The 23,837-nt window shown below is 66.4% G+C and carries 25 protein-coding genes and 1 pseudogene; 13 read left to right on the top strand and 13 right to left on the bottom strand.

Annotated features, from left to right (window positions below; translation table 11 throughout):
• Positions 1-197 precede the first annotated feature (197 nt).
• From KXD96_RS21690 to KXD96_RS21680, 3 genes are read left to right on the top strand one after another with little or no spacing between them, the layout of a single operon-like run.
• Positions 198-695: a Sec62 family protein translocation protein gene (locus KXD96_RS21690; protein ID WP_260739700.1), complete on the top strand. Its 498-nt coding sequence runs from the start codon at positions 198-200 to the stop codon at positions 693-695.
• A 13-nt stretch (positions 696-708) separates the two neighbouring features.
• Positions 709-2,202, top strand: a complete 1,494-nt coding sequence (locus tag KXD96_RS21685; RefSeq protein ID WP_260739698.1) for a molybdopterin-dependent oxidoreductase — start codon at positions 709-711, stop codon at positions 2,200-2,202.
• A gap of 1 nt (position 2,203) precedes the next feature.
• The gene (locus KXD96_RS21680; protein ID WP_260739697.1) at positions 2,204-2,503 is read left to right on the top strand and encodes a hypothetical protein; all 300 of its coding nucleotides are present in this window, start codon (positions 2,204-2,206) and stop codon (positions 2,501-2,503) included.
• On the opposite strand, the gene KXD96_RS21675 is transcribed toward KXD96_RS21680, so the two are convergent.
• The 5 genes from KXD96_RS21675 to KXD96_RS21655 form a co-directional block, all read right to left on the bottom strand.
• Entirely contained in the window at positions 2,466-2,843 is a 378-nt protein-coding gene (locus KXD96_RS21675; RefSeq protein WP_260739695.1) for a hypothetical protein, read from the bottom strand. The genes KXD96_RS21680 and KXD96_RS21675 overlap by 38 nt on opposite strands.
• Before the next feature lie 375 nt (positions 2,844-3,218).
• Positions 3,219-4,424: an amidohydrolase family protein gene (locus KXD96_RS21670; protein WP_260739694.1), complete on the bottom strand. Its 1,206-nt coding sequence runs from the start codon at positions 4,422-4,424 to the stop codon at positions 3,219-3,221.
• Between the two features lie 155 nt (positions 4,425-4,579).
• On the bottom strand, positions 4,580-5,611 hold the full coding sequence (locus tag KXD96_RS21665) for a hotdog fold thioesterase (RefSeq protein ID WP_260739693.1): 1,032 nt from the start codon (positions 5,609-5,611) through the stop codon (positions 4,580-4,582).
• Between the two features lie 77 nt (positions 5,612-5,688).
• Positions 5,689-6,051: a hypothetical protein gene (locus KXD96_RS21660; RefSeq protein ID WP_260739692.1), complete on the bottom strand. Its 363-nt coding sequence runs from the start codon at positions 6,049-6,051 to the stop codon at positions 5,689-5,691.
• A 65-nt stretch (positions 6,052-6,116) separates the two neighbouring features.
• Entirely contained in the window at positions 6,117-7,562 is a 1,446-nt protein-coding gene (locus KXD96_RS21655; protein ID WP_260739691.1) for an aldehyde dehydrogenase, read from the bottom strand.
• 167 nt (positions 7,563-7,729) lie between these two features.
• On the opposite strand from KXD96_RS21655, the gene KXD96_RS21650 reads away from it, so the two are divergent.
• From KXD96_RS21650 to KXD96_RS21610, 9 genes and pseudogenes are all read left to right on the top strand, one after another.
• Positions 7,730-8,998 carry an aromatic ring-hydroxylating dioxygenase subunit alpha gene (locus tag KXD96_RS21650; RefSeq protein WP_260739690.1) on the top strand — a complete coding sequence of 423 codons (1,269 nt, stop codon included), beginning with the start codon at positions 7,730-7,732 and terminating at the stop codon, positions 8,996-8,998.
• Between the two features lie 5 nt (positions 8,999-9,003).
• Positions 9,004-9,333, top strand: a complete 330-nt coding sequence (locus KXD96_RS21645) for a hypothetical protein (RefSeq protein WP_396878874.1) — start codon at positions 9,004-9,006, stop codon at positions 9,331-9,333.
• Positions 9,330-10,592 (top strand): amidohydrolase family protein, encoded by a 1,263-nt coding sequence (locus tag KXD96_RS21640; RefSeq protein WP_260739687.1) that lies wholly within the window; start codon positions 9,330-9,332, stop codon positions 10,590-10,592. Before KXD96_RS21645 ends, KXD96_RS21640 begins: the two co-directional genes overlap by 4 nt.
• Entirely contained in the window at positions 10,576-11,028 is a 453-nt protein-coding gene (locus KXD96_RS21635) for a MarR family winged helix-turn-helix transcriptional regulator (protein WP_260739686.1), read from the top strand. Before KXD96_RS21640 ends, KXD96_RS21635 begins: the two co-directional genes overlap by 17 nt.
• A 124-nt stretch (positions 11,029-11,152) precedes the next feature.
• Positions 11,153-11,425 (top strand): annotated as a pseudogene (locus KXD96_RS21630) (2Fe-2S iron-sulfur cluster-binding protein); the annotation flags it as partial.
• Positions 11,426-11,460: 35 nt separating this feature from the next.
• Positions 11,461-12,204: an SDR family NAD(P)-dependent oxidoreductase gene (locus tag KXD96_RS21625; RefSeq protein WP_260739683.1), complete on the top strand. Its 744-nt coding sequence runs from the start codon at positions 11,461-11,463 to the stop codon at positions 12,202-12,204.
• Between the two features lie 19 nt (positions 12,205-12,223).
• Positions 12,224-13,492 carry an aromatic ring-hydroxylating dioxygenase subunit alpha gene (locus KXD96_RS21620; protein WP_260739681.1) on the top strand — a complete coding sequence of 423 codons (1,269 nt, stop codon included), beginning with the start codon at positions 12,224-12,226 and terminating at the stop codon, positions 13,490-13,492.
• A 3-nt stretch (positions 13,493-13,495) separates the two neighbouring features.
• The gene (locus KXD96_RS21615) at positions 13,496-13,834 is read left to right on the top strand and encodes a hypothetical protein (protein WP_260739679.1); all 339 of its coding nucleotides are present in this window, start codon (positions 13,496-13,498) and stop codon (positions 13,832-13,834) included.
• A gap of 38 nt (positions 13,835-13,872) precedes the next feature.
• On the top strand, positions 13,873-14,718 hold the full coding sequence (locus KXD96_RS21610) for a TauD/TfdA family dioxygenase (protein ID WP_260739676.1): 846 nt from the start codon (positions 13,873-13,875) through the stop codon (positions 14,716-14,718).
• Between the two features lie 117 nt (positions 14,719-14,835).
• Here KXD96_RS21610 and KXD96_RS21605 read toward each other — a convergent pair whose 3' ends face one another.
• The 6 genes from KXD96_RS21605 to KXD96_RS21580 all read right to left on the bottom strand — a co-directional run bounded on the left by KXD96_RS21605 (position 14,836) and on the right by KXD96_RS21580 (position 21,303).
• Positions 14,836-15,294 (bottom strand): RICIN domain-containing protein, encoded by a 459-nt coding sequence (locus KXD96_RS21605; protein WP_260739675.1) that lies wholly within the window; start codon positions 15,292-15,294, stop codon positions 14,836-14,838.
• A gap of 253 nt (positions 15,295-15,547) precedes the next feature.
• Positions 15,548-17,044, bottom strand: a complete 1,497-nt coding sequence (locus KXD96_RS21600) for a class I adenylate-forming enzyme family protein (protein ID WP_260739673.1) — start codon at positions 17,042-17,044, stop codon at positions 15,548-15,550.
• Positions 17,041-17,976 (bottom strand): acyl-CoA dehydrogenase family protein, encoded by a 936-nt coding sequence (locus KXD96_RS21595; protein WP_260739671.1) that lies wholly within the window; start codon positions 17,974-17,976, stop codon positions 17,041-17,043. Before KXD96_RS21595 ends, KXD96_RS21600 begins: the two co-directional genes overlap by 4 nt.
• Positions 17,973-19,130 (bottom strand): acyl-CoA dehydrogenase family protein, encoded by a 1,158-nt coding sequence (locus KXD96_RS21590; RefSeq protein ID WP_260739669.1) that lies wholly within the window; start codon positions 19,128-19,130, stop codon positions 17,973-17,975. The genes KXD96_RS21595 and KXD96_RS21590 overlap by 4 nt, the downstream gene beginning before the upstream one ends.
• Complete coding sequence (locus tag KXD96_RS21585; RefSeq protein WP_260739666.1) at positions 19,127-20,233, bottom strand: acyl-CoA dehydrogenase family protein; 1,107 nt, start codon at positions 20,231-20,233, stop codon at positions 19,127-19,129. The genes KXD96_RS21590 and KXD96_RS21585 overlap by 4 nt, the downstream gene beginning before the upstream one ends.
• Complete coding sequence (locus KXD96_RS21580) at positions 20,230-21,303, bottom strand: acyl-CoA dehydrogenase family protein (protein WP_260739665.1); 1,074 nt, start codon at positions 21,301-21,303, stop codon at positions 20,230-20,232. The genes KXD96_RS21585 and KXD96_RS21580 overlap by 4 nt, the downstream gene beginning before the upstream one ends.
• A gap of 77 nt (positions 21,304-21,380) precedes the next feature.
• Here KXD96_RS21580 and KXD96_RS21575 point away from each other — a divergent pair, with 77 nt between their 5' ends.
• Complete coding sequence (locus KXD96_RS21575) at positions 21,381-22,247, top strand: LLM class flavin-dependent oxidoreductase (protein WP_260739663.1); 867 nt, start codon at positions 21,381-21,383, stop codon at positions 22,245-22,247.
• Here KXD96_RS21575 and KXD96_RS21570 read toward each other — a convergent pair.
• Complete coding sequence (locus KXD96_RS21570; protein WP_260739660.1) at positions 22,210-22,929, bottom strand: SDR family oxidoreductase; 720 nt, start codon at positions 22,927-22,929, stop codon at positions 22,210-22,212. The two genes, KXD96_RS21575 and KXD96_RS21570, sit on opposite strands and share 38 nt — an antisense overlap.
• A 10-nt stretch (positions 22,930-22,939) precedes the next feature.
• Entirely contained in the window at positions 22,940-23,761 is an 822-nt protein-coding gene (locus tag KXD96_RS21565; RefSeq protein WP_260739658.1) for a FadR/GntR family transcriptional regulator, read from the bottom strand.
• Positions 23,762-23,837 lie beyond the last annotated feature (76 nt).

The raw sequence follows: 23,837 nt of genomic DNA, 5'->3' as shown, positions 1-23,837 counted from the left end.
CCTACGGACCCGTTCTCCAACCGAGTCCCGCAAGCTGGTCACAAAGCGTTGAGCACTCGCCAGACACCGAAGTAAAGGGTATCAACGGCAGTCCGGTGCTCGATGCACCAATTTTCCCAGCGTGGCGCGGCTGCGCCGGTCACCCGTCGATTTAACCAGCCCTGTTTGTAATTACTCTGCGCGGGTATCACGCGCCAATGGTCAATGGCTTCCTAGGGCGATTGATCTCGCGCTGGCAGAGCATCGTGTCCTCACCGGTGCTCACCCTGAACGGCTGGGTCGCCTTCAACCTGCCGCGAACGGTGACCGCACTCGGCGGATCGCTACTGATGGGTCTGGTGGCCGTGCATGCATACGTCTTTATCAGGGAGCCGACACCCTGGTACTTCGGTGTCTACTCGGCTCTGCTGGCAATCGGCTGCCTGGGGGCGGCGGCCGCGATGGTGTTCGCCCTCAAACCGCATGTGCCACAGGCGGGCTGGTACTTCGGCAGTCTGGTCTGCCTGGCCTTCCTGGCCATCTACCTGGTCAGCCGGTGGGTCACCCTAGCCGGGCTGGAAGCGCTGACCGGCCGATGGGACCTGACGCCGGGCACTTTCGCACTGGTGTTCGCCGCCGGCTTCATCGCGGTGCACACGACGGTGCTGTCCGGCATCAACGTGGCCTACCCGCAACGGCAGCATTGGTACGACTGACTGGAGCCCAGGCATGACGACGCTCGATTACCCGGTGTGGCTGCGAGTGGATCACTGGCTCAACGTCCTGTTCGTCACCCTGATCATCCGCAGCGGCATCGAGATACTCTCCACCCACCCCAAGTTGTATTGGCACGACGACAGCAAACCCGGCAGCGAATGGGCGCGCTTTACCCGCAAGGTAATGCCGCGCGACCGGCTGTACGACACCCTCGACGAAGAAGAGTCCTACAGTTCGTTGGTCGCGCTGCCCGGTCACAAGAAATTGGGGATGGGGCGCCATTGGCACTTCTTCTCGGTGATCTGCTGGATTCTGCTCGGGTTGTCGTACTACGTCCTGCTTTTCACGACCGGTCAATGGCACCGGTACTGGCCCTATTCGTGGTCGATCTTTCCCGAGGCCGCCAATGACATCGTCACGTACATGTCGTTCAACCTGCCGCCGCTGCTCCCCGGTGAGCCATTGGACGCCATTCAGAAGCTGACCTATGCGGGCGTCGTTTTCATCCTCGCACCGTTCCAGATCCTCACCGGGGCCGCACAGTCGCCGGCGATCGAGGCGCGCTTTCCGTGGTATGTGCGGATGTGGGGTGGCCGGCAATCGGCCCGGAGCCTGCATTTCCTGGGGTTGTTGGCCTTCGTCGTCTTCATCGCGATTCATCTGTCGATGATCTTCTTCTGGGGCTGGGGCCAACTGACGGCGTCGATGATCTTCGGCTCCGTCCGCAACATCAATTGGGCTACGGCGCTGTCGCTGATCATCATCGGGGCGATCGTCGCCATCCACGTCGCGGCCACCAAATGGAGCCTGCGCTACCCAGTCCAGGTTCACCGCATACTCGGTGCCGCGGTGACCGGCGCCCGGCTGCTGTTGCTGCGCCCGCTGAATTCTCGGCAGAACTACCCGGCCCGCAAGTTGACCAAAGATCACCGGATCAACGGAAAGCCGCCTGCCAGCACCGAATACAAAGTCATGGCGGTCCACAACTTCGTCGACTGGCGGCTGCCGGTCGGCGGACTCGTCGAAAACCCGGTGACGTTGGATCTGGCCGCGCTACGCGCGCTCGCCGAGCGGCAGACGCAGCGGACGCTGCACAACTGCGTGCAAGGTTGGACCAGCATCGGCGAGTGGAGCGGAATTCTGCTGGCCCGGCTGGCGGATGTGGTGCGGCCGTTGCCGCAAGCCAAGTACATCTGCTTCCTGAGCATGCAGGAGACCGGGCGCGACGAACCCGCGGCAGAGCTACCGGGGGGCCAGTTCTATGAGGTGATGGACATCGAGCTCGCCTATAAGCCGCAGACGCTGCTGGCGTATGAGATGAACGGCCGGCCGTTGCCCATCAAACATGGCGCACCCCTGCGGCTGCGGGTGGAGACGCAGGTCGGTTTCAAGATGGTCAAGTGGATCAACGGGATCGAGTTCGTCAACGACTATTCCGGCATCGGCAAGGGGCTGGGTGGCTGGCGTGAGGATCATGTCCACTACGACAAGGACGTGGAGATTTGACATGACCGATGAGGACCCGACCGTGCGGCCCGAGCTCATCGACCTGAATTCCGCTGCGCGGCACCGTGTTCTGGAAAACGTCTCCGCCAAGGGCGGCCACTGCGAGCAGTGCGGCGGAACCGACTTCGACGTGGGTCACGCCCTATACCTCGGATTCCTGTTCCTCAACGAGGACCATGACGCCTATATGGTGGCGCTGACCTGCCGCAACCCGGATTGCACCAGGCCACGCACCGGGATCGTGTTGCCGCAGAGCGACTTTCTCAGTCACGGCGCTTCGGAGAGCGCAACCGCATCCTGAGACGACGGTGATCCTTTGCCGCCGCGGCCTGGTCGCCGGGTAGCACCGGGCGCGGTAGCCGCAACCTTTCGGCGAGATCCGAAACCCTGCGGAGGTCTTCACACAGCGACTGGAACCGTTGCCGGTCCGCGCCGTCGAGCAGACCGAGCGAGCTGTAGTGCACCAGCCGGGGCAGTCGTCCCGCCAGCGCCGCGCCCCAACGGACGCTGAAGTCGTAGAGCTCGGCGTCGTCGACCGAACCTTTTCGACCCAAAGCTTCGAGGGCATTAATCTGCCCGGCGAGCAACTCGACGTCGGCGTCGATACTGACCGGCGCCCGGCCTTCCGATGCCACGCTCATCTGTCCTCCATCGCTCCGACCGCAGAACCCGCGTCAGCATCGTGCCGTATACCCCGCCACGCCGGTTTACACGCGCCGTCGGCGGGTACTTGCGGGGTCGTGGGGCGTTGGGGCTGGCCGCACCAACGACCACGCGCACAGAGAGCAAGCCATGGGCGATCCCGACACGATCGTCGACGCAGTTGTACCAGCCCCTCGACGAAGAAGACGGGCTTGCCAATCTCCTTGAGCGCTCGTTGGTTACGGCCCGAGAATGGGCGGAGGCCGAGTTGAGGCCCGACCTCTTCGCGGCCCCGACGTTCGCCTCGCGTTGTTGGAGACGAAGGGGTGGTCTCTGTCTTCGCCGATGCCGAGCCGTCCGGCACCGACGGCCGGTCAGGCCGAGACGGGCTTCTTCGCCGGCGCGGAAACCTTCATCAGCTTCATCAGGTTGCCGCCCATGATCTTGGCGACATCCTCCTCGCTGAAATCGGTCAGCTCGTCGACGAAGGAGATGGGGTCCTTCAGGCCTTCCGGGTGCGGCCAGTCGGAGCCGAACAGCACCCGGTCAGTGCCGACCATCTTGACGATCTCGGTGAACCGGTCCTCCCAGAACGGGGTGATGTAGACGCAGCGCTTGAACGCCTCGATCGGGTCCTCGCTGAACGACTGCGGCATCTTCTTGTAGACGCCCTTGAGGCCCTTGAACAGGTCGGGCACCCAGTCGGCGCCGTTTTCGATCGACAGAATCCGCAGCTCCGGGTTGCGCGACAGCGCGCCGTGGCAGATCAGCGCGCCCATCGCGTCCAGGATCGGCCGATGGCCCATCGCGAAGCTGCGGAAGGCGGTCGGCTTGAACGGCAGGAACTCGTCGCCTGGCTCCCACACGTTCGCGAACTCTGAGTAGCCGCTGTCCGAGGCGTGCATCGAAACCGGCAGCTCGGCTTTGATGCAGGCCTGCCAGAACGGATCGAATTCCTCGAGCCCGAACGAGCGGCTGCCCTTGTAGCCGGGCACCGGCGCCGGGCGGACCAGCACGGTGCGGGCGCCGCGCTCCAAGACCCATTCGAGTTCTTCGAGCGCGCGTTCGACGATGGGCAGGGTGATCACCGGGGTGGCGAAGATGCGGTCCTGGTAGTTGAACGACCATTGCTCGTACATCCACTGGTTGAGCGCGTGGATGACGTCGTGGGTCATCTCGGGGTCGTCCTTCATGCGCTCCTCGACCAGGCTGGCCAGCGTCGGGAACATCAGGGCGTAGTCGATGCCGAGCTCGTCCATGACCTCCAGCCGGGCGCCGGGTTCGCGGAAGGCAGGGATGGCCTTCATGGGCTCGCCGAGGATCTCGCGGTAGCTCTTGCCCTGCGCGCCGTGGCGGAAGTAGTCCTCCTGGGCGCCGGGGCGGGCCACCACCTCGAACGTCGGGTTGGGGATGTACTCGCTGATGTGGCCGCGCACCACGATCTTGGTGCGGCCGCGCACCTGCACGTAGTCGATGACGTTCTTGCGGTTGTCCGGCAGGAACTTGGTCAGCGCCTCTTGCGGCTCGTACATGTGGTTGTCCGCGTCGAACACGGGGAAGGAAAGTTCGCGAGACGGCATGGCGATCTCCTTGGGAGAAGTCTTGGATTCTCGGTAGGTGGTAATGACGTTACCACTTTGGTCGCGTCGCGTGTAGCGCACCCAGCGGGCTCGGTCGCCGCGCTGGCATGACGTTCGACGACGACTGCCACGCCGGCGTGGCGCGTGGTCGCCGTCTAAGCGTCCGGCCAGTTGGGAAGCTTCGGCGTCTTTCCGTTGATGACGGCGAAGTTGACGGTCGCCGTCGCCACGAGCTCGTCGTCGGCGTCGCCGTAGATGTCCACCTGCATCACCATCGCCCGCCTGCCGGAACGCAGCATCCTGGGCACTGCGAACGCCGCGCCCTGCCGGATCGGACGCAGGTAGCGAATGAAGAGGTCGGCCGTCGTCATCGTGGTGTCCGGCTGCAGGTAGTCCAGGCCGAACTGTCCACCCGCCACGTCGACGAGCGTCGCGATCAGGCCGCCCTGCAGCGCGCCGGACGTGTTGACGACGGCCGGGCTCACCGGCATCGTCATCGCGAATTGGCCGTCCCGGGTCCCCGGTCGTATGCCGATCTGGGCGAATAGCTCGCCCAGCGACGGTGCGCTCGATTCCTCGTCGCTTTCCGGGATGCCCAGGGCACGACTGCAGAACTCATACAGTTGCCCGACGTCGACCGGGGTTCCGTTGAGTTCCGTTCCCAGCCAATGCAATCGCTGCGCCCCCATCACCGTCTGCATGACGATGGCGGCCGCCGCCCCGACGTCCAGTCCCGGGTTGAAGACACCTTCGGTGATGCCCTGCCCCACGATGTCGCGGATCAGCCGGTGCAAGGGCGAGAGCACCCGGGCGTAATCGCGGGGGCGGGTCTCGGCCAAGTGCTGGTTGTAGAGGGTCAACGCGCGATTGAGGCTGTCCTGGGTGCTCGATTCCGGCTGTTGGCTGATGCGGTCGATCACCAGCTTGAGCGCCGCGGTGCTGTCCAGCCCGTCGATCTCGGCGCGCCAGGTCTGCACCGATTGGGCGATGGTCCGGTCGAACAGCGCCAGCAGGAGCTCATCCTTGCTGCTGAAATGCTGGTAGAAGGCGCGCAGCGACGTCTTGGACCGTGCGACGACCTCCTGCACGGTGAAGTCGGTGCGTCCGGTTTCACCCAGGATCTCGACGGCCGTCTTGATGAAGCGGTCGCCGCGCGTCACTTCGACGTCGTCGCCAAGGTCGGCCATGAGCGCTTCGTCCCCTTCCGCCGCGCGGTGCTCGCGCGATGAGAATGAGGTTACCGCGAATCCGGACCGGCGTGACGCTATGCCTTCGGGCAGAAGATTCCGAGTATCTGCTGGCAGTTGTCTTTGGTGATGAGGGCCGGCGGGGGTGGCGGCTTCGGCGGCGGGTTGTCCCCGTCCCAGATCATGTTCGAGACGTTGCCCATCCCGGGCCAGAGGTAGTAGTAGGTGTGGCACACGTTCATATCCCAACCGCGGAATGGGTCAGTGACATGGTTGCCTGTCGCGGGCAGCGGTTGCCCCGGGCACCACTGGTGGGCTGGCCCCCAGTCGGGGTTGTCGGCCCGGGCGGTGCCCGCGGCGAGACCGGCACCGGCGACCGCCAGGCCGCCCGAGAGCGTCGCGGCGGCAACGACCTTCTTCAGGGCGCGGATGGTGTCCACGAAGCGTTCCTTTCGCTGTTCTGACTAGCGAAATTCTTGCGGCCGCTGCCGATTACCGATCCCAACTATGACAAGACCGCGATGGATTTCATTTCCAGGTAGCTGTCGATGCCCTCGGGCCCCAGTTCGCGACCGTATCCGCTGCCCTTGACGCCGCCGAAGGGTGCGAACGGGTCCATGGTGTAGCCCTGGTTGATCCCGAGAGTGCCGCTACGTACCCGCCCGGCGAGCGACAGAGCCCGGTCGGTGTCAGCGGTCCACACCGACCCGGCCAGGCCGTAGTCGGAATCGTTGGCGATTGCGACGGCCTCGTCCTCGTCGCGATAGGGGATGACGGTGATCACGGGTCCGAAGATCTCTTCGCGGGCGATGCGCATGGTGTTGTCGGCCGAGGCGAACAGGGTGGGGGCGACGTACCAGCCGCGGTCGAGCCCGTCGGGCATGTCGGTCCCGCCGGTGACGAGCCGTGCGCCTTCGTCCTGGCCGATCTGGATGTACTCGCGAACACGTTTCTGTTGGCGGCGCGAGACCAGCGGGCCCAGCTGGGTTGCGGGATCGCCGGGATCGCCGACTCGCAGGGCGGTCATCTCGGCAGCGAGTGCGTCGACGTACTCGTCCTCGCGGTGGCGGGGGACCAGAACGCGGGTGAGGGCGTTGCAGATTTGACCGCTGTTCGACAGGCTGGCCGATCGCACGCCGGCCGCGACCGCCTCGGGCGCGGCGTCGTCCAGGACGATCGCGGCCGACTTGCCGCCCAGCTCGAGACTGACCTTGGTGAGGTTCGCCGCGCAGGCGGCCGCGACGGCCCGCCCCGCCGCCGTCGATCCGGTGAACGACACCTTGTCCACACCAGGGTGGGATACCAGGAGTTCGCCGACGCTCCGGTCGCCGGGCAGGACGCCGACCACACCCGGGGGCAGGTCGATCTGGTCGAGCATCTCGGCCAAAAGCAATGCGTCCAAGGGTGATTCGGGGGCGGGTTTGAGCACGACGGCACAGCCGGCGAGCAGCGCCGGCACCAGCTTGGTGGCGATGAGGAATTGGGGCATGTTCCACGGCACGATTGCGGCGACGACGCCGACGGGTTCCTTCTGCACGCGCACGTCGGCGCCGAAGAACCCGCGACGGGTATCGCTCCAGGTGTGCCGCTCGGCGAGGTCGCAGAACGCGCGCATCATCATCGCGGGCAGGCCGACTTGGGCGCGCTGCGAAAAGGTGATAGGTGCGCCGATCTCGGCCGTGATGATGCCCGCCATCTCTGCGCGCCGCTGGTCGTAGGCGTCGGCGAGTCGCCGGATCGCCGCGATGCGTTCGTCGGGGGCGGTCCTGCCCCAGGCCCCGGAGTCCAGTGCCGCGTGTGCGGCCTTGACCGCAGTGTCGACGTCCGCCGGTGCGGCAGCGGCCACTTCGGCGATGGGTTCCTCGGTGTGCGGGGAGATGACCTCGAATGCCTCCGCGTGCGACAGTACGGAGCGGCCCGGAGCGATCCGCAACCCGAGGTCTTGATCCATCGAGGACTCCCATCGGTAGTATCAACTACTTGCGATTATCCGGTCGAGCATATACCGTCGGGCCCGACGGAGCCCTACGAAATCACTGAAACCGGTGGGCGCGCGGCAGTTCGGGGTAAACCGCCCGTCGGGTGGCCCCGGCGAGATCGGATCGGATAGGAGCGGTCATGGCTCGATTCCCCAAGCCGCCGGAGGGCAGCTGGACCCAGCACTACCCCGAGCTGGGAACCGGACCGGTCTCGTATGAGGACTCCATCAGCCCGGAGATCCACGAGTTGGAGCGCGAAGCCATCTTCAAGCGCGCTTGGCTCAATGTTGGCCGCGTCGAACAACTCTCGCGTACGGGCAGCTATTTCACCAAAGAGCTCAAGGCCGTCAACACCTCGATTATCTTGGTGCGCACGAAATCCGGGGAGATCAAGGCGTATCACAACGTATGTCGCCACCGGGGCAACAAGCTGGTGTGGAACGACATGCCGCTCGAGGAGACCAGCGGTGTGTGCCGTCAGTTCACCTGCAAGTACCACGGCTGGAGATACGACCTGGACGGCAACCTGACGTTCGTCCAGCAGGAGGAGGAGTTTTTCGACCTGGACAAGAGCCGCTACGGGTTGGTGCCGGTGCACTGCGAGGTCTGGGAGGGCTTCATCTTCGTCAACTTCGCCGAGAAGCCCGAACAGTCGTTGCGCGAATTCCTCGGGCCGATGGTCACCGCGCTGGAGGGCTATCCGTTCCACAAGATGACTTCTCGCTGGCACTACCGCTCGGAGGTCAAGGCGAACTGGAAGCTCTACATGGACGCGTTCCAGGAGTTCTATCACGCGCCGGTGCTGCACGCGAACCAGTCACCGAGCGCTTACTCAAAAGCGGCCGCCGAGGCCGGATTTGAGGCCCCGCACTACCGATTGGAAGGCCCGCACCGGTTGGTCAGCACCTCGGGGGTGCGGGCCTGGGAGATGTCGCCCGAGATGCGCAAGCCGATCGAGGACATCTGCCAGAGCGGACTGTTCGGTCCGTGGGAGAAGCCCGATCTCGGGGAGATGCCGGCCGGGCTGAACCCGGCGAAATGCGATCCGTGGGGGCTGGACTCCTTCCAGTTGTTTCCCAACTTCGTGGTGCTGTTCTGGGGCCAGGGCTGGTATCTGACCTACCACTACTGGCCTACCTCGTATAATTCCCACATCTTCGAGGGAACGCTGTACTTCCCCGAGCCGCGCACCCCGCGTGAGCGCGTCGCCCAGGAACTGGCGGCCGTCTCGTTCAAGGAATACGGCCTGCAGGACGCAAACACGCTCGAGGCGACCCAGAGCATGATCGAGTCGCGGGTGGTCGACCGGTTCGTGCTCAACGACCAGGAGATACTGCTGCGACACTTGCACAAGGAGACCGCGGCGTGGATCGATCGGTACCGCCGCACGTCCAAGGCGGGGGTGTGAGCGCGATGTCCCGCGTGCTGCCAAGCGAATTCGCCGATCTGGAGCGGTTCGCGGACTGGTGCCTGCCTTCCGAACCGGAGCGCTATGCCAAGAGGCTGGCGAGCACCATGACCGAGATGACGGCGTTCTACGACGCGATCACGCCGCGGGCGGAGGAGGCCCTGGCGTACTGCGACAAGTTCTCCCTCGACGACCTGCCCGAGGACGTGCTGAACCTCATGCACCTGCTGTATTCGATGATCATGGTGTCGTTTCCGGTGGAGTGCTGGAAGCAACCAAGGGTGCCCGACTCCGGTGCTTCCACCCTGGATTGCGTGTCCGAGCCCGTTCCATGACAACCGTCCTGCGCGCGGCGCGGTGGGGCGACGTGGTCGACGGCCGGGTTCGCTCGCCTGCGGTCGTGGTGATCGAGGGTGAGCGCATCGCCGCCGTCAATCCCACAGGCGGCGTGCCGGATTCGGCCACCGTCATCGACCTGGGCGACGTGACGCTGCTGCCGGGCCTGATGGACATGGAACTCAACCTGCTGATCGGCGGCCCGGGTGGACCGGAAGGCCTACCGGCGCCGATGCACGGTGTCCAGGACGACCCGGCCTATCGCACCCTGCGCGGTGCGGTCAACGCGCGCACCACGCTGGAGGCCGGCTTCACCACTGTGCGCAACCTGGGGTTGATGGTCAAGACCGGTGGCTACCTGCTCGACGTTGCGCTGCAGCGCGCCATCGACCAGGGCTGGCACGCCGGCCCCCGCATCTATCCCGCCGGTCACGCCGTCACCCCCTACGGCGGGCACCTGGATCCGACGGTGTTCCAGCGGCTCGCGCCCGGAGTCATGCCGCTATCGGTGGCCGAAGGCATCGCCAACGGTGTTCCGGACGTGATCGCCTGCGTCCGTTATCAAATCCGCCACGGCGCGAAGCTGATCAAAGTGTCGGCGTCCGGCGGGGTCATGTCCCACAGCACGGCCCCGGGTGCCCAGCAATATTCCGACGCCGAGTTCGCCGCGATCGCCGACGAAGCCCACCGGGCCGGGGTGCGGGTGGCCGCGCACGCCGTCGGCGATACCGCGATCCAGGCGTGCATCCGCGCCGGAATCGACTGCATCGAGCACGGATTCCTGGCCAGCGACGAGACGATCCAGATGATGGTCGACCACGGCACCTTCCTGGTGTCCACCACCTACTTGACCGAGGCGATGGCGGTCGACCGGATCGCGCCGGAGCTGCGCAGGAAAGCCGAAGAGGTGTTCCCGCGGGCGAAGGCCATGCTGCCGAAGGCGATTGCCGCCGGAGTGCGGATCGCGTGTGGCACCGACGCGCCGGCCATCCCGCACGGCCACAACGCCAAGGAGCTTGGCGCACTGGTGAAGCGCGGCATGACGCCGATGCAGGCGATCCGGTCGGCCACGGTGGTGGCCGCGGAGCTCATCGATGCCGACGACGAGCTGGGCCGGCTGGCGCCCGGCTACCTCGCCGACATCATCGCTGTGCCCGGGGATCCCTCCCACGACATCGACACCACTCTGGAGGTGTCGTTCGTCATGAAGGGTGGCGAGGTCTTCGAGCAGGGAGGTGGCCATGGAACTCACCGATAACATCCTGTGGCTGCTCAAGCAGGCCTTCTATTACTCGCTGACCACCATCAACGACGCGATGCGAGTGCACGGGGTCAGCACCGCCCAGATCGGTGTGCTGCGCCAACTCGCCAACGAGCCCGGCCTTTCCGGCGCCGAGCTGGCCCGACGCCTGTTGATCAGCCCGCAAGGGGTTCAGCTCGCGCTGACCGCCCTCGAGCGCCGCGGCCTGGTGGAACGAAAACGCGATCCCCAGCACGGCCGAATTCTGCAGGCCTACCTCACCGGGGAGGGCCGCAGTGTCGCGGCGACCGTCGTCAACGACGCGATCGCCGCTCACGAGAAGGTGTTCGGCGTCCTCAGCAAGCAGGAGCAGCAAACTTTGCGTGAGCTGCTGGGCCGGGTGGTCGAAAAGGGCACGGGCCATGAGCTTTTCAACGATCACGTCGAGGGCTGACGTCCGGCGCCGGGCGCGTATCTCTAGTAGTTGATGATAATAACAAGTAGTTGATATTGTTCGGGAGATGCCAGAGCCCACTGCGGCCGCCGGGGCGGGGCCGCCCGACCGCGACGGGGTCGTGACCGAGGAAGTGACCATAGAGCTGGATCGGCGCACCACCACGGTGGCCTACAGTGCGGGCGACACCTTACTGCAGACCGCCCGCATGGCGGGCTTGGCCGCGCCGTACTCGTGCGAAACAGGTTCCTGTGCAACCTGTATGGCGCGGCTGACGCAGGGCAGCGCCCGGATGCTCAACAACGATGCACTCGAGGCCGACGAGGTCGACGACGGCTGGGTACTGACCTGCCAGGCGCTGCCGACCAGCCGCGCGGTGCGCGTGGTCTACGAGTGACTGGACAGGAGAGCTGCCGCAATGGAGCAGGGTCGATGAGCCGGGTGGCCGTGGTGACGGGTGGCGCCTCGGGCATGGGCGAAGCCACCTGTCACGAGCTGGGCCGGCGCGGGCACAAGGTCGCGGTCCTTGACGTCAACGAGCAAGCGGCGCAGCGTGTCACCGAAGACCTGCGCGCCGGGGGCGTCACGGCGATCGGCGTAAGTGCCGATGTCACCGACCGGCCCGCGCTCGAGCAGGCTTTCGCCAAGGTCCGCAGCGAGTTGGGTGCGGTCGCGGTGTTGGTGACCAGTGCCGGGATGTTCGAGTTTTCGGCCTTCGCCGACATCAGCGCCGAATCGTGGGCGCGCATCATCGACGTCAATCTCACCGGCACGTTTCATTGCTGCCAAATCGCGCTGCCGGACATGGTCGACGCGAAATGGGGACGGATCGTCATGATCTCGTCGTCTAGCGCCCAGCGCGGCTCACCGTATGCGGCCCACTACGCGGCATCCAAAGGCGGCGTGATCACCTTGACCAAGTCGCTTGCGCGCGAGTATGCGTCGCACGGGATCACGGTCAACAACATCCCGCCGTCGGGCATCGAAACGCCGATGCAGCACCAGGGTCAGGCCGCCGGCTATCTGCCATCCAACGAGCAGATCGCCGCCAACATCCCGCTGGGCTACCTGGGCGCGGGGGCGGACGTCGCCGCGGCGGTGGGGTTCTTGTGCTCGGAGGAAGCCCGGTTCATCACCGGCCAGGTCTTGGGCGTCAACGGCGGGGCGGTGTTGTGAGGTCGATCAGGAGGTTCAGATGACGCGAGCAGGCAGGCCACCGGAGGGCTCCTGGACCGAACACTATCCCGGACTGGGCACCGGTCCGGTGTCGTTCAGCGACTCCACCTCGCCGGAGTTCTACCAACTCGAACGCGAGGCGATCTTCAAACGTGCCTGGCTGAACGTCGCCCGGGTCGAGGAGTTGCCCCGCGTCGGCAGCTACCTCACCAAAGAAATCGAGGTGGTCGGGACTTCGGTCATTGTGGTGAAGGGCCGAGACGAGCGCATCCGCGCCTTCTACAACGTCTGCCGTCACCGGGGAAACAAGTTGGTGTGGAACGACTTTCCCAACCAGGAGACGCGAGGCAACTGCCGGCAATTCACCTGCAAGTACCACGGGTGGCGCTATGACCTCGAGGGCGCCTTGAAATTCGTTCAGCAGGAAGGCGAGTTCTTCGATCTGGACCTGTCCGAGTACGGCCTGCGGCCCGTGCGCTGCGACGTCTGGAACGGGTTCATCTTCATCAACTTCGACGCCGAACCACGGCAGACCCTGCGGGAATTCCTCGGGCCCATGGTCACCGGTCTCGACGGCTACCCCTTCGACAAATTGACGGAACGCTACGAGTGGGTCGCGCATAACAACAGCAACTGGAAGATCTTCGCCGACGCGTTTCAGGAGTACTACCACGTACCTTCCCTGCATCCACAGCAAGTGCCCCCCGACGTGCGCGACCCCAACGCCGGATTCACCTGCGGGCACTTCCAACTCGACGGTCCGCACCGGCTGGTGTCGACCGCCGGGCGGCGGCGGTGGCTGCTGCCGCCCGAGTATATGTATCCCATCGAGCGGGCCACCCAGAGCGGACTGGTCGGCCCCTGGCGCACACCGGATATCGGCGCATTGCCGCCCGGCCTCAACCCCGGCGGCATCGAACCCTGGGGAATCAGCAACTTCCAGATTTTCCCCAACATCGAGATCTTGATCTACGGCGGCTGGTATCTGCTCTACCGGTACTGGCCCACCTCACACAACACGCATCGCTTCGAGGCCTACACGTACTTCCACCCCGCCCGCAGCGTCCGCGAACGCGTCGAACACGAAGTGGCGTCGGTGGTGCTCAAGGAGTTCGCGCTGCAGGACGCGGGGATGCTCGGTGGGACCCAGGCGGCACTGGAATACGGCATCGTCGACGAGTTTCCACTCAACGACCAAGAAATCCTGGTCCGCCATCTGCACAAGGTCGTCGTCGACTGGGTCGATGCCTACCGGCGCGAACGCGCCTCCGAGCCGGCAGGAGTGTGACCGATGTCAGATGCTGCGATGCTGCCCAGCGCCTTCGCCGAACTGGAGAAGTACGCCAAAAAGTGGTGTCTGGCAACCGAAACCGAACGCTGGAACGCCCGGATCACCAGCACGATGCCCGACATGCACGAGTTCTACGACGCGTTCTTCCCCCGGCTCGAGGAGGCCATCGAGTACTGCGACAAGTTCTCGCTGGACAACCTGCCTGACGACGCGCTCAACCTGCTGCACATGATCTATTCGTTGATCATGGTCGCGATGGCGGTGGAGATCATGCACCAACCCACGCCGGTCAGCGCCGCCGACGCGGTCATGATCCGCACCGTCGAGCCAGCGCCCTGACGGCGAGACCCCCGCACCTTCATCAGGAAGGACAGACCATGAGTCTGCTCACCATCAACAAGCTCACCGCGTCCGTCGGCGCGGAAGTCACCGGCCTCGAACCGGCCCGGCTGGTTCCCGGCGACCCGGTCGGCGGGGCGGTCCTGGATGCGTTGGAGGACAACGGCGTTCTGGTCTTCCGCGGTCTACATCTCGATCCGCAGGTCCAGGTCGCCTTCTGCCGTCTACTCGGCGCGGTCGATCACTCCGCTGACGGCCATCACCCGGTCGCAGGCATCTACCCCATCTCGCTGAACCCGGCCAAGAACTCCTCGGCGGAAATCTTGAAGGCCACGTTCGACTGGCACATCGACGGTTGTACCCCGCTCGGCGACGAGTGCCCGCAGAAGGCCACCGTGCTCTCGGCCGTGCAGGTCGCCGAATGGGGCGGCGAGACTGAATTCGCCAACTCTTATGCCGCCTATGACGAATTGAGCGACGAGGAGAAGGATCGCTTCGGCTCGCTTCGCGTCGTGCACTCACTAGAGGCCTCGCAGCGCCGCGTCTATCCGGACGCCGGTCCAGAGCAGGTGGCCCGCTGGCGATCCCGGCGCACGCATGAACACCCGCTGGTGTGGACGCACCGCAGTGGCCGCAAGTCGCTGGTGCTGGGCGCGTCGGCCGACTACGTGGTGGGCATGGATCTCGACGAGGGCCGAGCGCTGCTTCAGGAATTGCTCGAGCGGGCCACGGACACGGACAAGGTGTACCGGCACGAATGGTCAGTGGGGGACACCGTCATCTGGGACAACCGCGGAGTACTCCACCGCGCGGCCCCCTACGATCCCACGTCGCAGCGCGAGATGCTGCGCACGACCGTGCTCGGCGACGAACCGATCCAATAAGCTGCCACGACGAACACCCGTAGCTAGAGGCACCAATCCAGTCCGCTGACTGCCCCGCTATGTCTCTCGCCGGCGTTGTCGATGCGAGCGGCGAAAGGAATGCTCAGCGCAGTCGGATCAGGGAACGCTGTCCCACTGCTCGTCTTGCACGTCGGCGATGCAGTGATAGGCGATCACCGGAGTCCCCGGGTTCGCAACGCCGCCGTTGATGTTGAGGCAGGGACCGAGAGCGCTCGTCACCTGGCCGTTCGGCTGGGCAGTCCAACGCTGGTTGTTCCCATTGGGCTGACAGGTCGACAGCATCGCCGGGGTGGTATCGGCTGCGTCGCTGATGCTCACGCAACTCCCCGGGAAGGCCACGCTCGCGATCTGGCCGGCAGCGTTGAAATCCCATAACTGGGTTTTCGACCCATCACAGGGGTTGACCATCGTCGCCGTGTTGTTGCCATTCGGGGCGTCGAGGCACACATTGGCCAATCGGCTCCTCAACTGGGCCGGGCCAGCGGCGCTCGCCGCACCAGCGCTCAGCAGCGCGACGCCCGACACGGCGCCGATCACGACGAGGGCCCAGCGCACACCACCCGTTGATCGCGATCTATGCATTTCAGCTCCCTCCTTTGGTCCCGGCCGACCTCTGCCCGGCATCCCAGGCCGGGGCGATACCGCCACCACCCCGGACGGCCTCAGGTAAAACGATTCTCACCCCAGCCCGCCGCAAACACCACCTTCACCCGCATCCGACGCTCATGGGGTTTTCGGCGCCAGCCATAACACCGGCATCTCCCGAACGCCGGCGGTCTCGGCGTAGACAGCTTGGCCTGACTGGGGATTACCCGCCGCGGGATTCGATCATGGCCGAGCGGTTGACCTTGGTCGCCGCGGTGCGGGGAATCGCGTCGACGAATTCGACGGTCTTGGGGGCCTTGTAGTGGGCGAGCCGGCCCTTCGCGTACTCGATCACCTGCTCTTCGGTGAGCGCCACGCCGTCGGCCAGCTGCACCACCGCGTGCACGCGGCGTCCCCACTGCGGGTCGGCGAGGCCGATGACGACGACGTCGGCGATATCGGGATGGCCCGCCAAAGCCGACTCCACCTCCGCGGGAAACACATTCGCGCCGCCGCTAACGATCATGTCGACGCGGCGGTCGACGATGTAGAGGTAGCCGTCCTCGTCCAGGTAGCCGATGTCGCCGGCGGAGCGGAAGCCATCTTCGGTGGACGGTAGCGGCGCCGCACCGCCCACGTAGCGGGATCCCGCGCTCATCGGTGCGCGTAGATAGATCTCGCCATGCTCGCCGGGGCCAAGCTGTTTGCTTCCGCCGTCGAGAATCCGGATCTCCGTATCGCGGAAACCGCGGCCGACGCTGCCCGGATGATCGAGCCACTCGTCACCCCGCAACGCGGTGAGCCCAAGGTTCTCCGTCATGCCGTATGCCGACACGATCTGCTGCGGGCTCAGCAGTTCGAACCAGGTGTGCATGAGCGACGGGGGCATCACGGCGGCGCCCTGCAGGATGAACACGATGCTGGACAGGTCCCGCTCCCGGACGTCGGGCCTGGCCGCGATGCGCGCCAGCATCGTCGGTGTGGCCGTGAAATTGGTGATCTTGAAGCGTTCGATCACATCCAGAACCAGTGCGGCATCGAACTTTTCGAGTATCACCAGGTGGTCGCCGGCCAGCAGGAAGAATAAGGTGGCGAAGCCGTTGGTGTGATACATCGGCGCGGGCACCATGATGGTCTGGGGCGCGGCCACGGGCGTCCAGTTCGCGAGGAACGGCTCGCCGTGCTGTGGCGTCCACAGCGACGGCGCCAGGCTCAGGATCACTTTCGGTATCCCGGTCGAACCGCTGCTGCAGATGCCGTTGACATGGGGGGAGACGGCCTCCGGCAGGGCGTCGGCGGACTCGGCGTCCGCTTGGGCCTCGAGGCGCCACCGGCTCTCCTCGTCTACGACGACCGCGGGATCGATCACCTCACGCACCCGGTCTCGCTCCCACTCGGGCAGGTCCCAGTGCATGGGAACGGGAACGGCGCCGATCTTCCAGCAGCCCAGCGTGGCCAGAACCAGATGGGTCGAGTTCGGGATCGCCAGCGCCACAAGCGAACCGGTCTCGGCGCCGTTGGCGGCCAGCGCCCGGCCCCACTGGTTGGCGCGGGCGTCGAGCTCACCGAATGTCAGTGACTGCGCGGTGCCGTCGAGGGCGACGATCGTGACCCCGACTTCGTCGCCACGCTGCTCGGCGAGCTGTTGAAGCTTGGCTCCGAACGGGATTCCGTCCGCTAACGGGTCGGCCGCCACTTCGGCCGCGGCATATTCGGTCACGCGGACACCGGCCCGCTGAACAGGGTTTCCAGGGAGCCGTCCGGGACACCGGGGATCAGGCGCAACGCGAGCGCCTCGGTGCCCAGCGGCAAGCGGATCAGCGGCTGGGTGTGCCGGTCGAGCACGCTGACGTCGGACTCGTCGCAGAAGCCCAAGGCGCCGAGCAACTGATGGGAGGTGCGCAGCACCTGTCGCGCGGTGTCGGACGCCTTGAGCCGAAGAACGAGTGCGTCCGCCGACCGGATCTGCATCGGTAGCGATTCGGGACGGCAGACGGTGTATTTTGCCAACTCTTGCAGTCCGCGCACGGCGACGGCGGCCTCCGCGACGGCGAACCTGACGGCCTGGAAATCCGCCAGTGGCTTGCCGAACTGAACGCGGGCGCACACGTGATCGGTGACGATCTGCAGCGCCTGCTGCACCGATCCCAGAATCCGCCATGATCCGAGCACGAGATGAAGGTTAACGTCGGCGGCCGGAATGGCTCCATCGGGTGGGCCGAGAAAGGCGGGCACCAGGAACGGCCCGAGTTTGGCCGCGGTTCGCGACGCCGGCCGCGGGTGGTACCGGATGCCGTCCAGGTCGGCGGCGATCCAGTCACCGGGCAGGTCGCCATGGTCGATGCGCGGCGCCTCGGGGTTGACCAGGGCAAGGCGTGCGCCGTCGATCGCCAGCAACTCTTCGACGAGGGGATAGGGCAACGCGGTGGCGCCGGCGGCGCGGCACAGCACGGCGGCGGCGAGCAGGTCCTCGGGCGCCGACCGGACATCGAGCTCGAACGCGCCCACCTCGCTCAGGGCGGTGCGCGCGGCGTCCCGGATGCCGTTGTCGGTTTCGGCGCGCAATGCTGCCTGCGGCCCGCCCAGCCGGGCGAAGCGCTTGGCCGCGACCGCGGCGAAGTCACTGATGTCTTGTGGCAGATCAGTGTTCACCGGTGCTCTCCCAACACGTCGCGGGCCACCAACATCTTCTGCACTTCGATGGTGCCGGATGCCACGGTGGCCGCCTGTGCGTAACGCCAATGGTCTTCGATCGCCCCGTGCAGCGCCGCGCCGGCGCCGCTGTCCAGCGCCACCGGGCCCAGGACGTCGAAAAGTAGCTCCGCGACCTGCTGGTCGCACGTCGTCGTGGCGATGCGGGCCGCGCTGGCCGCCGCGCCCGCCGCCGGGTCGTCCTGCAGTGACACGGCTCGGTAGGCCAGCAGCCGGGCCACCCGTAGGTCCACCAGCGCCCGCACCCATCGGGAGCGGAGTGATTCCGGCAGCGCGTCCCAGTCATCGCCCAGCTGGGTGCGCATCCGCTCGAGTAGCGATTCGCAGCGCGCGTAGCGGGCGATGCCGACGCGCTCGAACGCCAGCGCCTCGCGCATCACCCGCCAGCCGTCGCCTACCTCGCCGAGAACGTCACCCGGAAACGCCTGCACGTCGTCGAGGAACATCTCGTTGAGGTGATGCGGTCCCAGCATCGACCCGATGGGCCGGACGGTGAAGCCGGGTCGGTCCATAGGAATCAGAAATAACGTGAGCCGCTTGGGTTTTGGGGCCTCGGGGTCGGTGCACGCCGCCAGCACACACCACGATGCCATCAGCGCATACGACGTCCACACCTTCTGGCCGGTGATCCGCCAACCGTCCCCGTCCGGCACGGCACGTGTGCGCAACGAGGCGAGGTCGGTGCCGGCCTCCGGCTCGGAGAAGCCCTGGCACCAGATCACGTCGCCTGCGGCGATGGCGGCCAGATGCTTGGCCTTCTGCTCGGCCGTCCCATAGCGCATCAGCGCCGGACCCACCCAGTTGATCCCCATGTACTGGGGACCGCGGGGCTCGTGCTGGGCCCACATCTCCTCGCGCAGCACCGTCTGCTGCCACACCGAACCGCCTCCGCCGCCATGCTCTTTCGGCCAGGCCAGCGCCAGCAGGCCCTCGGCGGCCAGCAGTTTGCAGAACGTCTCGGTGGTGGCCAGGTCCCGCGGGTTCTCGGTGCAGGCGCCGAGGAAGTCGGCGGGGATGTGATTGGACACCAGCTCGCGCAGGTGGTTTCGCAGTTGTGCGGCGTCGTCGCCGAGGTCGTAATCCATCGTGGTCATCCCTTCGGCAGCCCGAGCAGCCGCTCGGCGATGATGTTGCGCTGCACCTCCGATGTCCCGCCGTAGATGGTCGCGGCCAGCGCGTCCTGGCGCTCGAAGAGCAGGTCCGGGTCGGTGAGCGACTGGGTTCCCTCCGCGACGGCGGCGAGCTCCCAAACACGCTGCAAGGTAACCGATCCGAGCAGCTTCATGGTGTCGGCCTCGGGGCTGGGTCGCCCCGCCAGCTCGTTGCCCAGGGCGCGATATCCGGTGGCCCGCAACGCTTCGGCGTCGGCAAGCAGGGAGCCGAGCTCCGCGCAGATGTCCGCCGTCGGTTGCGCCCTACGTACCGCGTCGAGCCCACGTTTGATCTCGACCCAGTTCATGATCCAGATCATCTGGCGTTCATGGTGCAGCGACGACAACGCGACGTTCCACCCGCCGTGCAACGGCCCCAATAGGTTTTCGGCGGGCACCTCGACGTCGTCCAGGAACACTTCGCAGAATGTCTCGTCGGAGATGGACGCCATCCGGATGGGTTCGATCCGCACCCCCGGGGAGTGCAGGTCGAGGATCAGGCAGGAGATGCCGCGGTGTTTCGGCGCCTCCGGGTCGGTGCGCGCATACAGGGTGCACCACCGCGATTCGTGCGCCTGCGTCGTCCAAATCTTGTGGCCGTTGACCCGGAAGCTGTCCCCGTCGCGTTCGGCGCGCGTGCGCAGGCCGGCGAAGTCCGATCCGGCTTCCGGCTCGGACATGCCCAGCGCCCACCATTCGTCGCCGCGCAGCAGTGGCACCAGGAGGCGGTCGATCTGCGCCGGGGTGCCGAACTGGCGGATGCCGGGTGCGGCGACGTTGGGGCCCGCGATGTTGGGCAGCTTGGGCGCGGACCGCAGCGCGGCCTCGAGCCGGACCTCCATCGCGTCCCGCAGGCCCAGCGATCGGCCGCCGTGTTCGCGGGTCCAGGTCGGCTGTATCCAGCCCGCCTCGAAGGCCGCTCGCTGGTAATCGCGCCGCAGCTTCAGGTCCCAGCGGTATTCGCGATAGTTGTCGTAGTAGTCCTTCGGCAGAAAATCCGTCAGCCAGGTGGCGAATTCGTCGACTATCGAAACCGCCCCGGTCATGCCGCGCCTCCCGCAAAACGCCGGCCCACCTCGTGGTAGAGCGCGCGGCTGTCTCCCAGCATCGCTGCGGCCTGCCAGGCGTGCCGGACGTAGAGGTGGGCGTCGTGCTCCCAGGTCTGCCCGAGGGCGCCGTGCACCTGGACCGCGGTCTTCGCGCAGTTGGCGGCCGCGTCGCCGGCCGCCGCTTTGGCGAGCGCTGCGGTGGTCCAGGCGTCGGCGGGTGCCGTGGCCGGATCGCCCAGCCGGGCGGCCGCGGCATAGGTGAGACTGCGGGCGCGCTCCAAACCGACGTAGTTGTCGGCGAGTGCGTGCTTGATTCCCTGGAACGCGCCGATCGGCGTGCCGAACTGGCGACGCGTCTTCGCGTGCTCGACGGCGCGGTGCAAGGCGGTGCTCGCCGTGCCGACCAGGTCGGCGGCGGCCGCCACCAACGGCGCCGTCAACGCTTTTTCGATATCGACCGGTGCGGTGGCCAACGGCTCGGCGTCGACCTCGACATCCGCCAGCGGTTGGGCGGGGTCGGTGGACTCGCCCGCGATCACGGTCACCCCGTCGCCGCAGCGCGCGACGGCCACCACCGTGTCGTCGGGGCCGGTGTCGGACCGCGCCAGCGTGACGAGCAGCTCGGCGCGGGACAGGTTGGGGACCGCGACGGCTCGTCCGCGCAGGTGCCCGCCGCGTAGCGTCATCGGCGCCCCGGGCAGCCGAGACCCCTTGGAGTGCACGGCCAGGGTGGCGACGACACCGCCGGCGATGTCCTCGAGAACCGCGTCGAGGCCGGTGGGGCGCAACGCGCCGGCAGCCAGACCGATGCTGCTCAGCAGCGGGATCGGCGCGATGGCGGCACCGCATTCCTCGAGTACCACAGCCAGCTCAACCGGTCCGTAGTCGCCGGCCCCAGGGACGGCCAGCTCCGTCCAACCGAGATCGACGACCGTCTTCCACAGCGCGCGCCACCGCTCCGGATCCGTCATCGCTTGGCGAGCGGAATCGGGAGGGCACTCGGTGCGCAGGACGTCACGCACGGTGTCCCGCAGCGACAGCTGCTCCGAGTTCAGTCCAACATCCATAAGACCCCTAACATAATAAAAATAGTAAACTAGCGGGCCGGTCCGCAATCGCAGGGAACACACGCATAGGTGGGTGCATGGTCGAGTGGTATTTGTTCTTGCCGCAGGTGCGGTTGTCGGCGGCGGACATCGCGGAGCGGGCACGCCACGCCGAGGCGAGTGGCTTCGACGGGATGGCGTTCATCGATCACCTCGAGGCGCCGGGCCTACCCGATGAAAGCATCTGGGAGGCAATGGGCATCGCCGGCTGGGTGGCGGCCAAGACGGAGCGGCTGCGGATCGGCCACCTGGTGCTGTGCGACGCGTTTCGCCACCCCGCCGTGCTGGCCAAACAGGCCGTCACCCTGTCGGACGCATCCGAGGGCAGATTCGATCTGGGCCTGGGTTCGGGATCCTGGCCGGCGGAGCTAACCAGATTCAATGTGGGGCAGCAGGATCCGAAGGCCAGGGTCGAACAACTCGGGCGCCACCTCGAGCTGATCCGGCAGTACTGGGGCGACGCGTCGGGGGAGCCCGCGCAGGCCCCACGCAGGTCCCATCCGATACCGTTGGTCCTGGGCGGCACGGGACCCCGGATGATGGAACTCGTTCGTAGACACGCGGATTGGTGGAATGTGCCGGCCAACCACCTCGACAAGTTGCCCAAGCTGGCCCCCAACGCGGGGACGGCCCGGGTGTCGATCCAGCAGATGGTGGGTTTTGTCAGGGCCGGCAGCGATCCGAAGACCGTACGCGAGGTGAGCACGCGGCGATTCGGCAACCTGGGATCGGGTCTGGTCTGCGGCGATGCCGAGGAGCTGATCGGTCACTTCAGCGGGTTGGCCGCCCAGCGGGTCGAGCGGTTCTACGTGTGGTTCGCCGACTTCGCGCAGCCGGATTCCCTGCGCGAGTTCGGCGAGTCGGTGATCAAGGCGTTCCCTGGCGGCGCCGGCGCGCCTCGGTAGGCACGACCGGCGGCCGGGCGAACGGCCCGCGCTGCACCGCGCTGAGCCGGATCTCCGGCAGGTCGACGGACGGGTCGACGGTGTCCAGCCAGGCGACCGCATCCGCCACGTCGGACACCTGAATCGCGTACATCTCGAAGGGCACGTCCTGGAGCATGTCGGTTTCCACCGGGCCCGGCGTCACGATGTGCACGGCGATGCCGTCGCGGTCGACCTCCAGCGCCAGGGCGCGGGCGAACGCGTTCATGCCGGCCTTGGATGCCGAGTAGGCGGTCCGGGCCATCATCGGTTCGTGCGCCGCCGACGACGAGATGAACACGAACCGCGAACCCGCGCGCATCTTGGGCAGCGCGGCGGCGGTCACCACGAAGCACGAGTCCAGGTTGGCCGAGATGATGGTCCGCCACTGCTCGAACGTCTGCTTGCGCGCGTACGTTCCGCCCAGCGTCCCGGCGGCGTGCACGACGAGGTCGATCCGCTCCAAAGCTCTTGTGGCAGTGGTAAACCCGCCCGGATCCGACGCGTCGGCCACGATGTGCCGGGCGCCGATCTCCTCGGCGGCCGCCCGCAACGGGGCCTCGCGGCGCGCCGCCAGCACGACGTCGTAACCCAGCTCCACCAACTTGCGAGCGCACCCTTTGCCGATCCCGCCGCTGCCGCCGGTGACCAATGCGGTTCTCAAGGGGCGCCTCTTACGGTTGCCGGAAGTCCCGCGTCCGCGACAAAGCCTGCGGCGACAGCGCGTGGATTCGTTGATCGTGCCGATCGGAGAGCACGTAGGTCTGCGTGTCGGCGAGATGGCGACCCGCGATGCGGCGCGCCCGGTCGACATCACCCTCCGCGATGGTCTCGGTCAGCTTCACGTGCGTGCTGAGGACGGCGCGGCGTTGAGCCAGCGAGGGGTAGGTGCCGCGCGCCGCGCTCTCGTCCGCCCACTGTTGTTCGTGGCTGGTCCACAGCGTCTCCAAGCTGCCGACCACCGCGATGATGGTGTGGTTCCCGCAGCCGCGGACCACGAGATCGTGGAATTCCCGGCCGATTTCGGTGAACAGCCCCCCGTCCTCGATGTTTTCGGCCATGGAGTCGTTGACCCGGTTGAGTTCGGGAACCAGGGTGTCCGCCCGGTCCGGCCGCCGGGCGGCCAGCGCGGCGCACGCGGGCTCGAGTTCCTGCAACGCCATACCGAGGTCGGCGACCGCTACGGACTCGCTCTGCAGTAAGAGCCCGAGCATGTAGGCGGCGCTGGTCTTCGCCGGGGCGTGCACGACGGCGCCGCCGCGATTTCCCCGCCGAACCGAAACCAGCCCCTCGGTCTCCAGAATCCGAAGCGCTTCGCGCAGCGAAACCAGGCTCACGTTGAACTGTTCGACGAGCACCTCTTGACGCGGCAACAGATCGCCGTCGGCGAGCTCGCCATTGATGATCTGGCGGCGCAACTCGTCGGCTACGATTTCTGCGATCCGCGGCGCCGACAATCGGCGACGGGCGTCGCGCCCAATTCCCAAGTCGGTCATCCGATCCTCGAAACCAATCAACTCGCTGGCTTAGCTATTTTAGCAGTAATGGTATAAATAGCTTCTTCGATCGCGC

This window comes from Mycobacterium sp. SMC-2 (assembly GCF_025263485.1).
Classification (GTDB): domain Bacteria; phylum Actinomycetota; class Actinomycetes; order Mycobacteriales; family Mycobacteriaceae; genus Mycobacterium.
Note: the sequence above shows the minus strand (reverse complement) of the source record. Positions and strands in the feature narration are given on the sequence as shown.

Excerpts from the sequence above, each read along its gene's own strand:
- KXD96_RS21690 (WP_260739700.1), top strand. The coding sequence starts at position 198 with ATGGTCAATGGCTTCCTAGGGCGATTGATCTCGCGCTGGCAGAGCATC.
- KXD96_RS21685 (WP_260739698.1), top strand. The coding sequence starts at position 709 with ATGACGACGCTCGATTACCCGGTGTGGCTGCGAGTGGATCACTGGCTC.
- KXD96_RS21680 (WP_260739697.1), top strand. The coding sequence starts at position 2,204 with ATGACCGATGAGGACCCGACCGTGCGGCCCGAGCTCATCGACCTGAAT.
- KXD96_RS21675 (WP_260739695.1), bottom strand. The coding sequence starts at position 2,843 with ATGAGCGTGGCATCGGAAGGCCGGGCGCCGGTCAGTATCGACGCCGAC.
- KXD96_RS21670 (WP_260739694.1), bottom strand. The coding sequence starts at position 4,424 with ATGCCGTCTCGCGAACTTTCCTTCCCCGTGTTCGACGCGGACAACCAC.
- KXD96_RS21665 (WP_260739693.1), bottom strand. The coding sequence starts at position 5,611 with ATGGCCGACCTTGGCGACGACGTCGAAGTGACGCGCGGCGACCGCTTC.
- KXD96_RS21655 (WP_260739691.1), bottom strand. The coding sequence starts at position 7,562 with ATGGATCAAGACCTCGGGTTGCGGATCGCTCCGGGCCGCTCCGTACTG.
- KXD96_RS21650 (WP_260739690.1), top strand. The coding sequence starts at position 7,730 with ATGGCTCGATTCCCCAAGCCGCCGGAGGGCAGCTGGACCCAGCACTAC.
- KXD96_RS21645 (WP_396878874.1), top strand. The coding sequence starts at position 9,004 with ATGTCCCGCGTGCTGCCAAGCGAATTCGCCGATCTGGAGCGGTTCGCG.
- KXD96_RS21640 (WP_260739687.1), top strand. The coding sequence starts at position 9,330 with ATGACAACCGTCCTGCGCGCGGCGCGGTGGGGCGACGTGGTCGACGGC.
- KXD96_RS21635 (WP_260739686.1), top strand. The coding sequence starts at position 10,576 with ATGGAACTCACCGATAACATCCTGTGGCTGCTCAAGCAGGCCTTCTAT.
- KXD96_RS21625 (WP_260739683.1), top strand. The coding sequence starts at position 11,461 with ATGAGCCGGGTGGCCGTGGTGACGGGTGGCGCCTCGGGCATGGGCGAA.
- KXD96_RS21620 (WP_260739681.1), top strand. The coding sequence starts at position 12,224 with ATGACGCGAGCAGGCAGGCCACCGGAGGGCTCCTGGACCGAACACTAT.
- KXD96_RS21615 (WP_260739679.1), top strand. The coding sequence starts at position 13,496 with ATGTCAGATGCTGCGATGCTGCCCAGCGCCTTCGCCGAACTGGAGAAG.
- KXD96_RS21610 (WP_260739676.1), top strand. The coding sequence starts at position 13,873 with ATGAGTCTGCTCACCATCAACAAGCTCACCGCGTCCGTCGGCGCGGAA.
- KXD96_RS21590 (WP_260739669.1), bottom strand. The coding sequence starts at position 19,130 with ATGACCACGATGGATTACGACCTCGGCGACGACGCCGCACAACTGCGA.
- KXD96_RS21585 (WP_260739666.1), bottom strand. The coding sequence starts at position 20,233 with ATGACCGGGGCGGTTTCGATAGTCGACGAATTCGCCACCTGGCTGACG.
- KXD96_RS21580 (WP_260739665.1), bottom strand. The coding sequence starts at position 21,303 with ATGGATGTTGGACTGAACTCGGAGCAGCTGTCGCTGCGGGACACCGTG.
- KXD96_RS21575 (WP_260739663.1), top strand. The coding sequence starts at position 21,381 with ATGGTCGAGTGGTATTTGTTCTTGCCGCAGGTGCGGTTGTCGGCGGCG.
- KXD96_RS21565 (WP_260739658.1), bottom strand. The coding sequence starts at position 23,761 with ATGACCGACTTGGGAATTGGGCGCGACGCCCGTCGCCGATTGTCGGCG.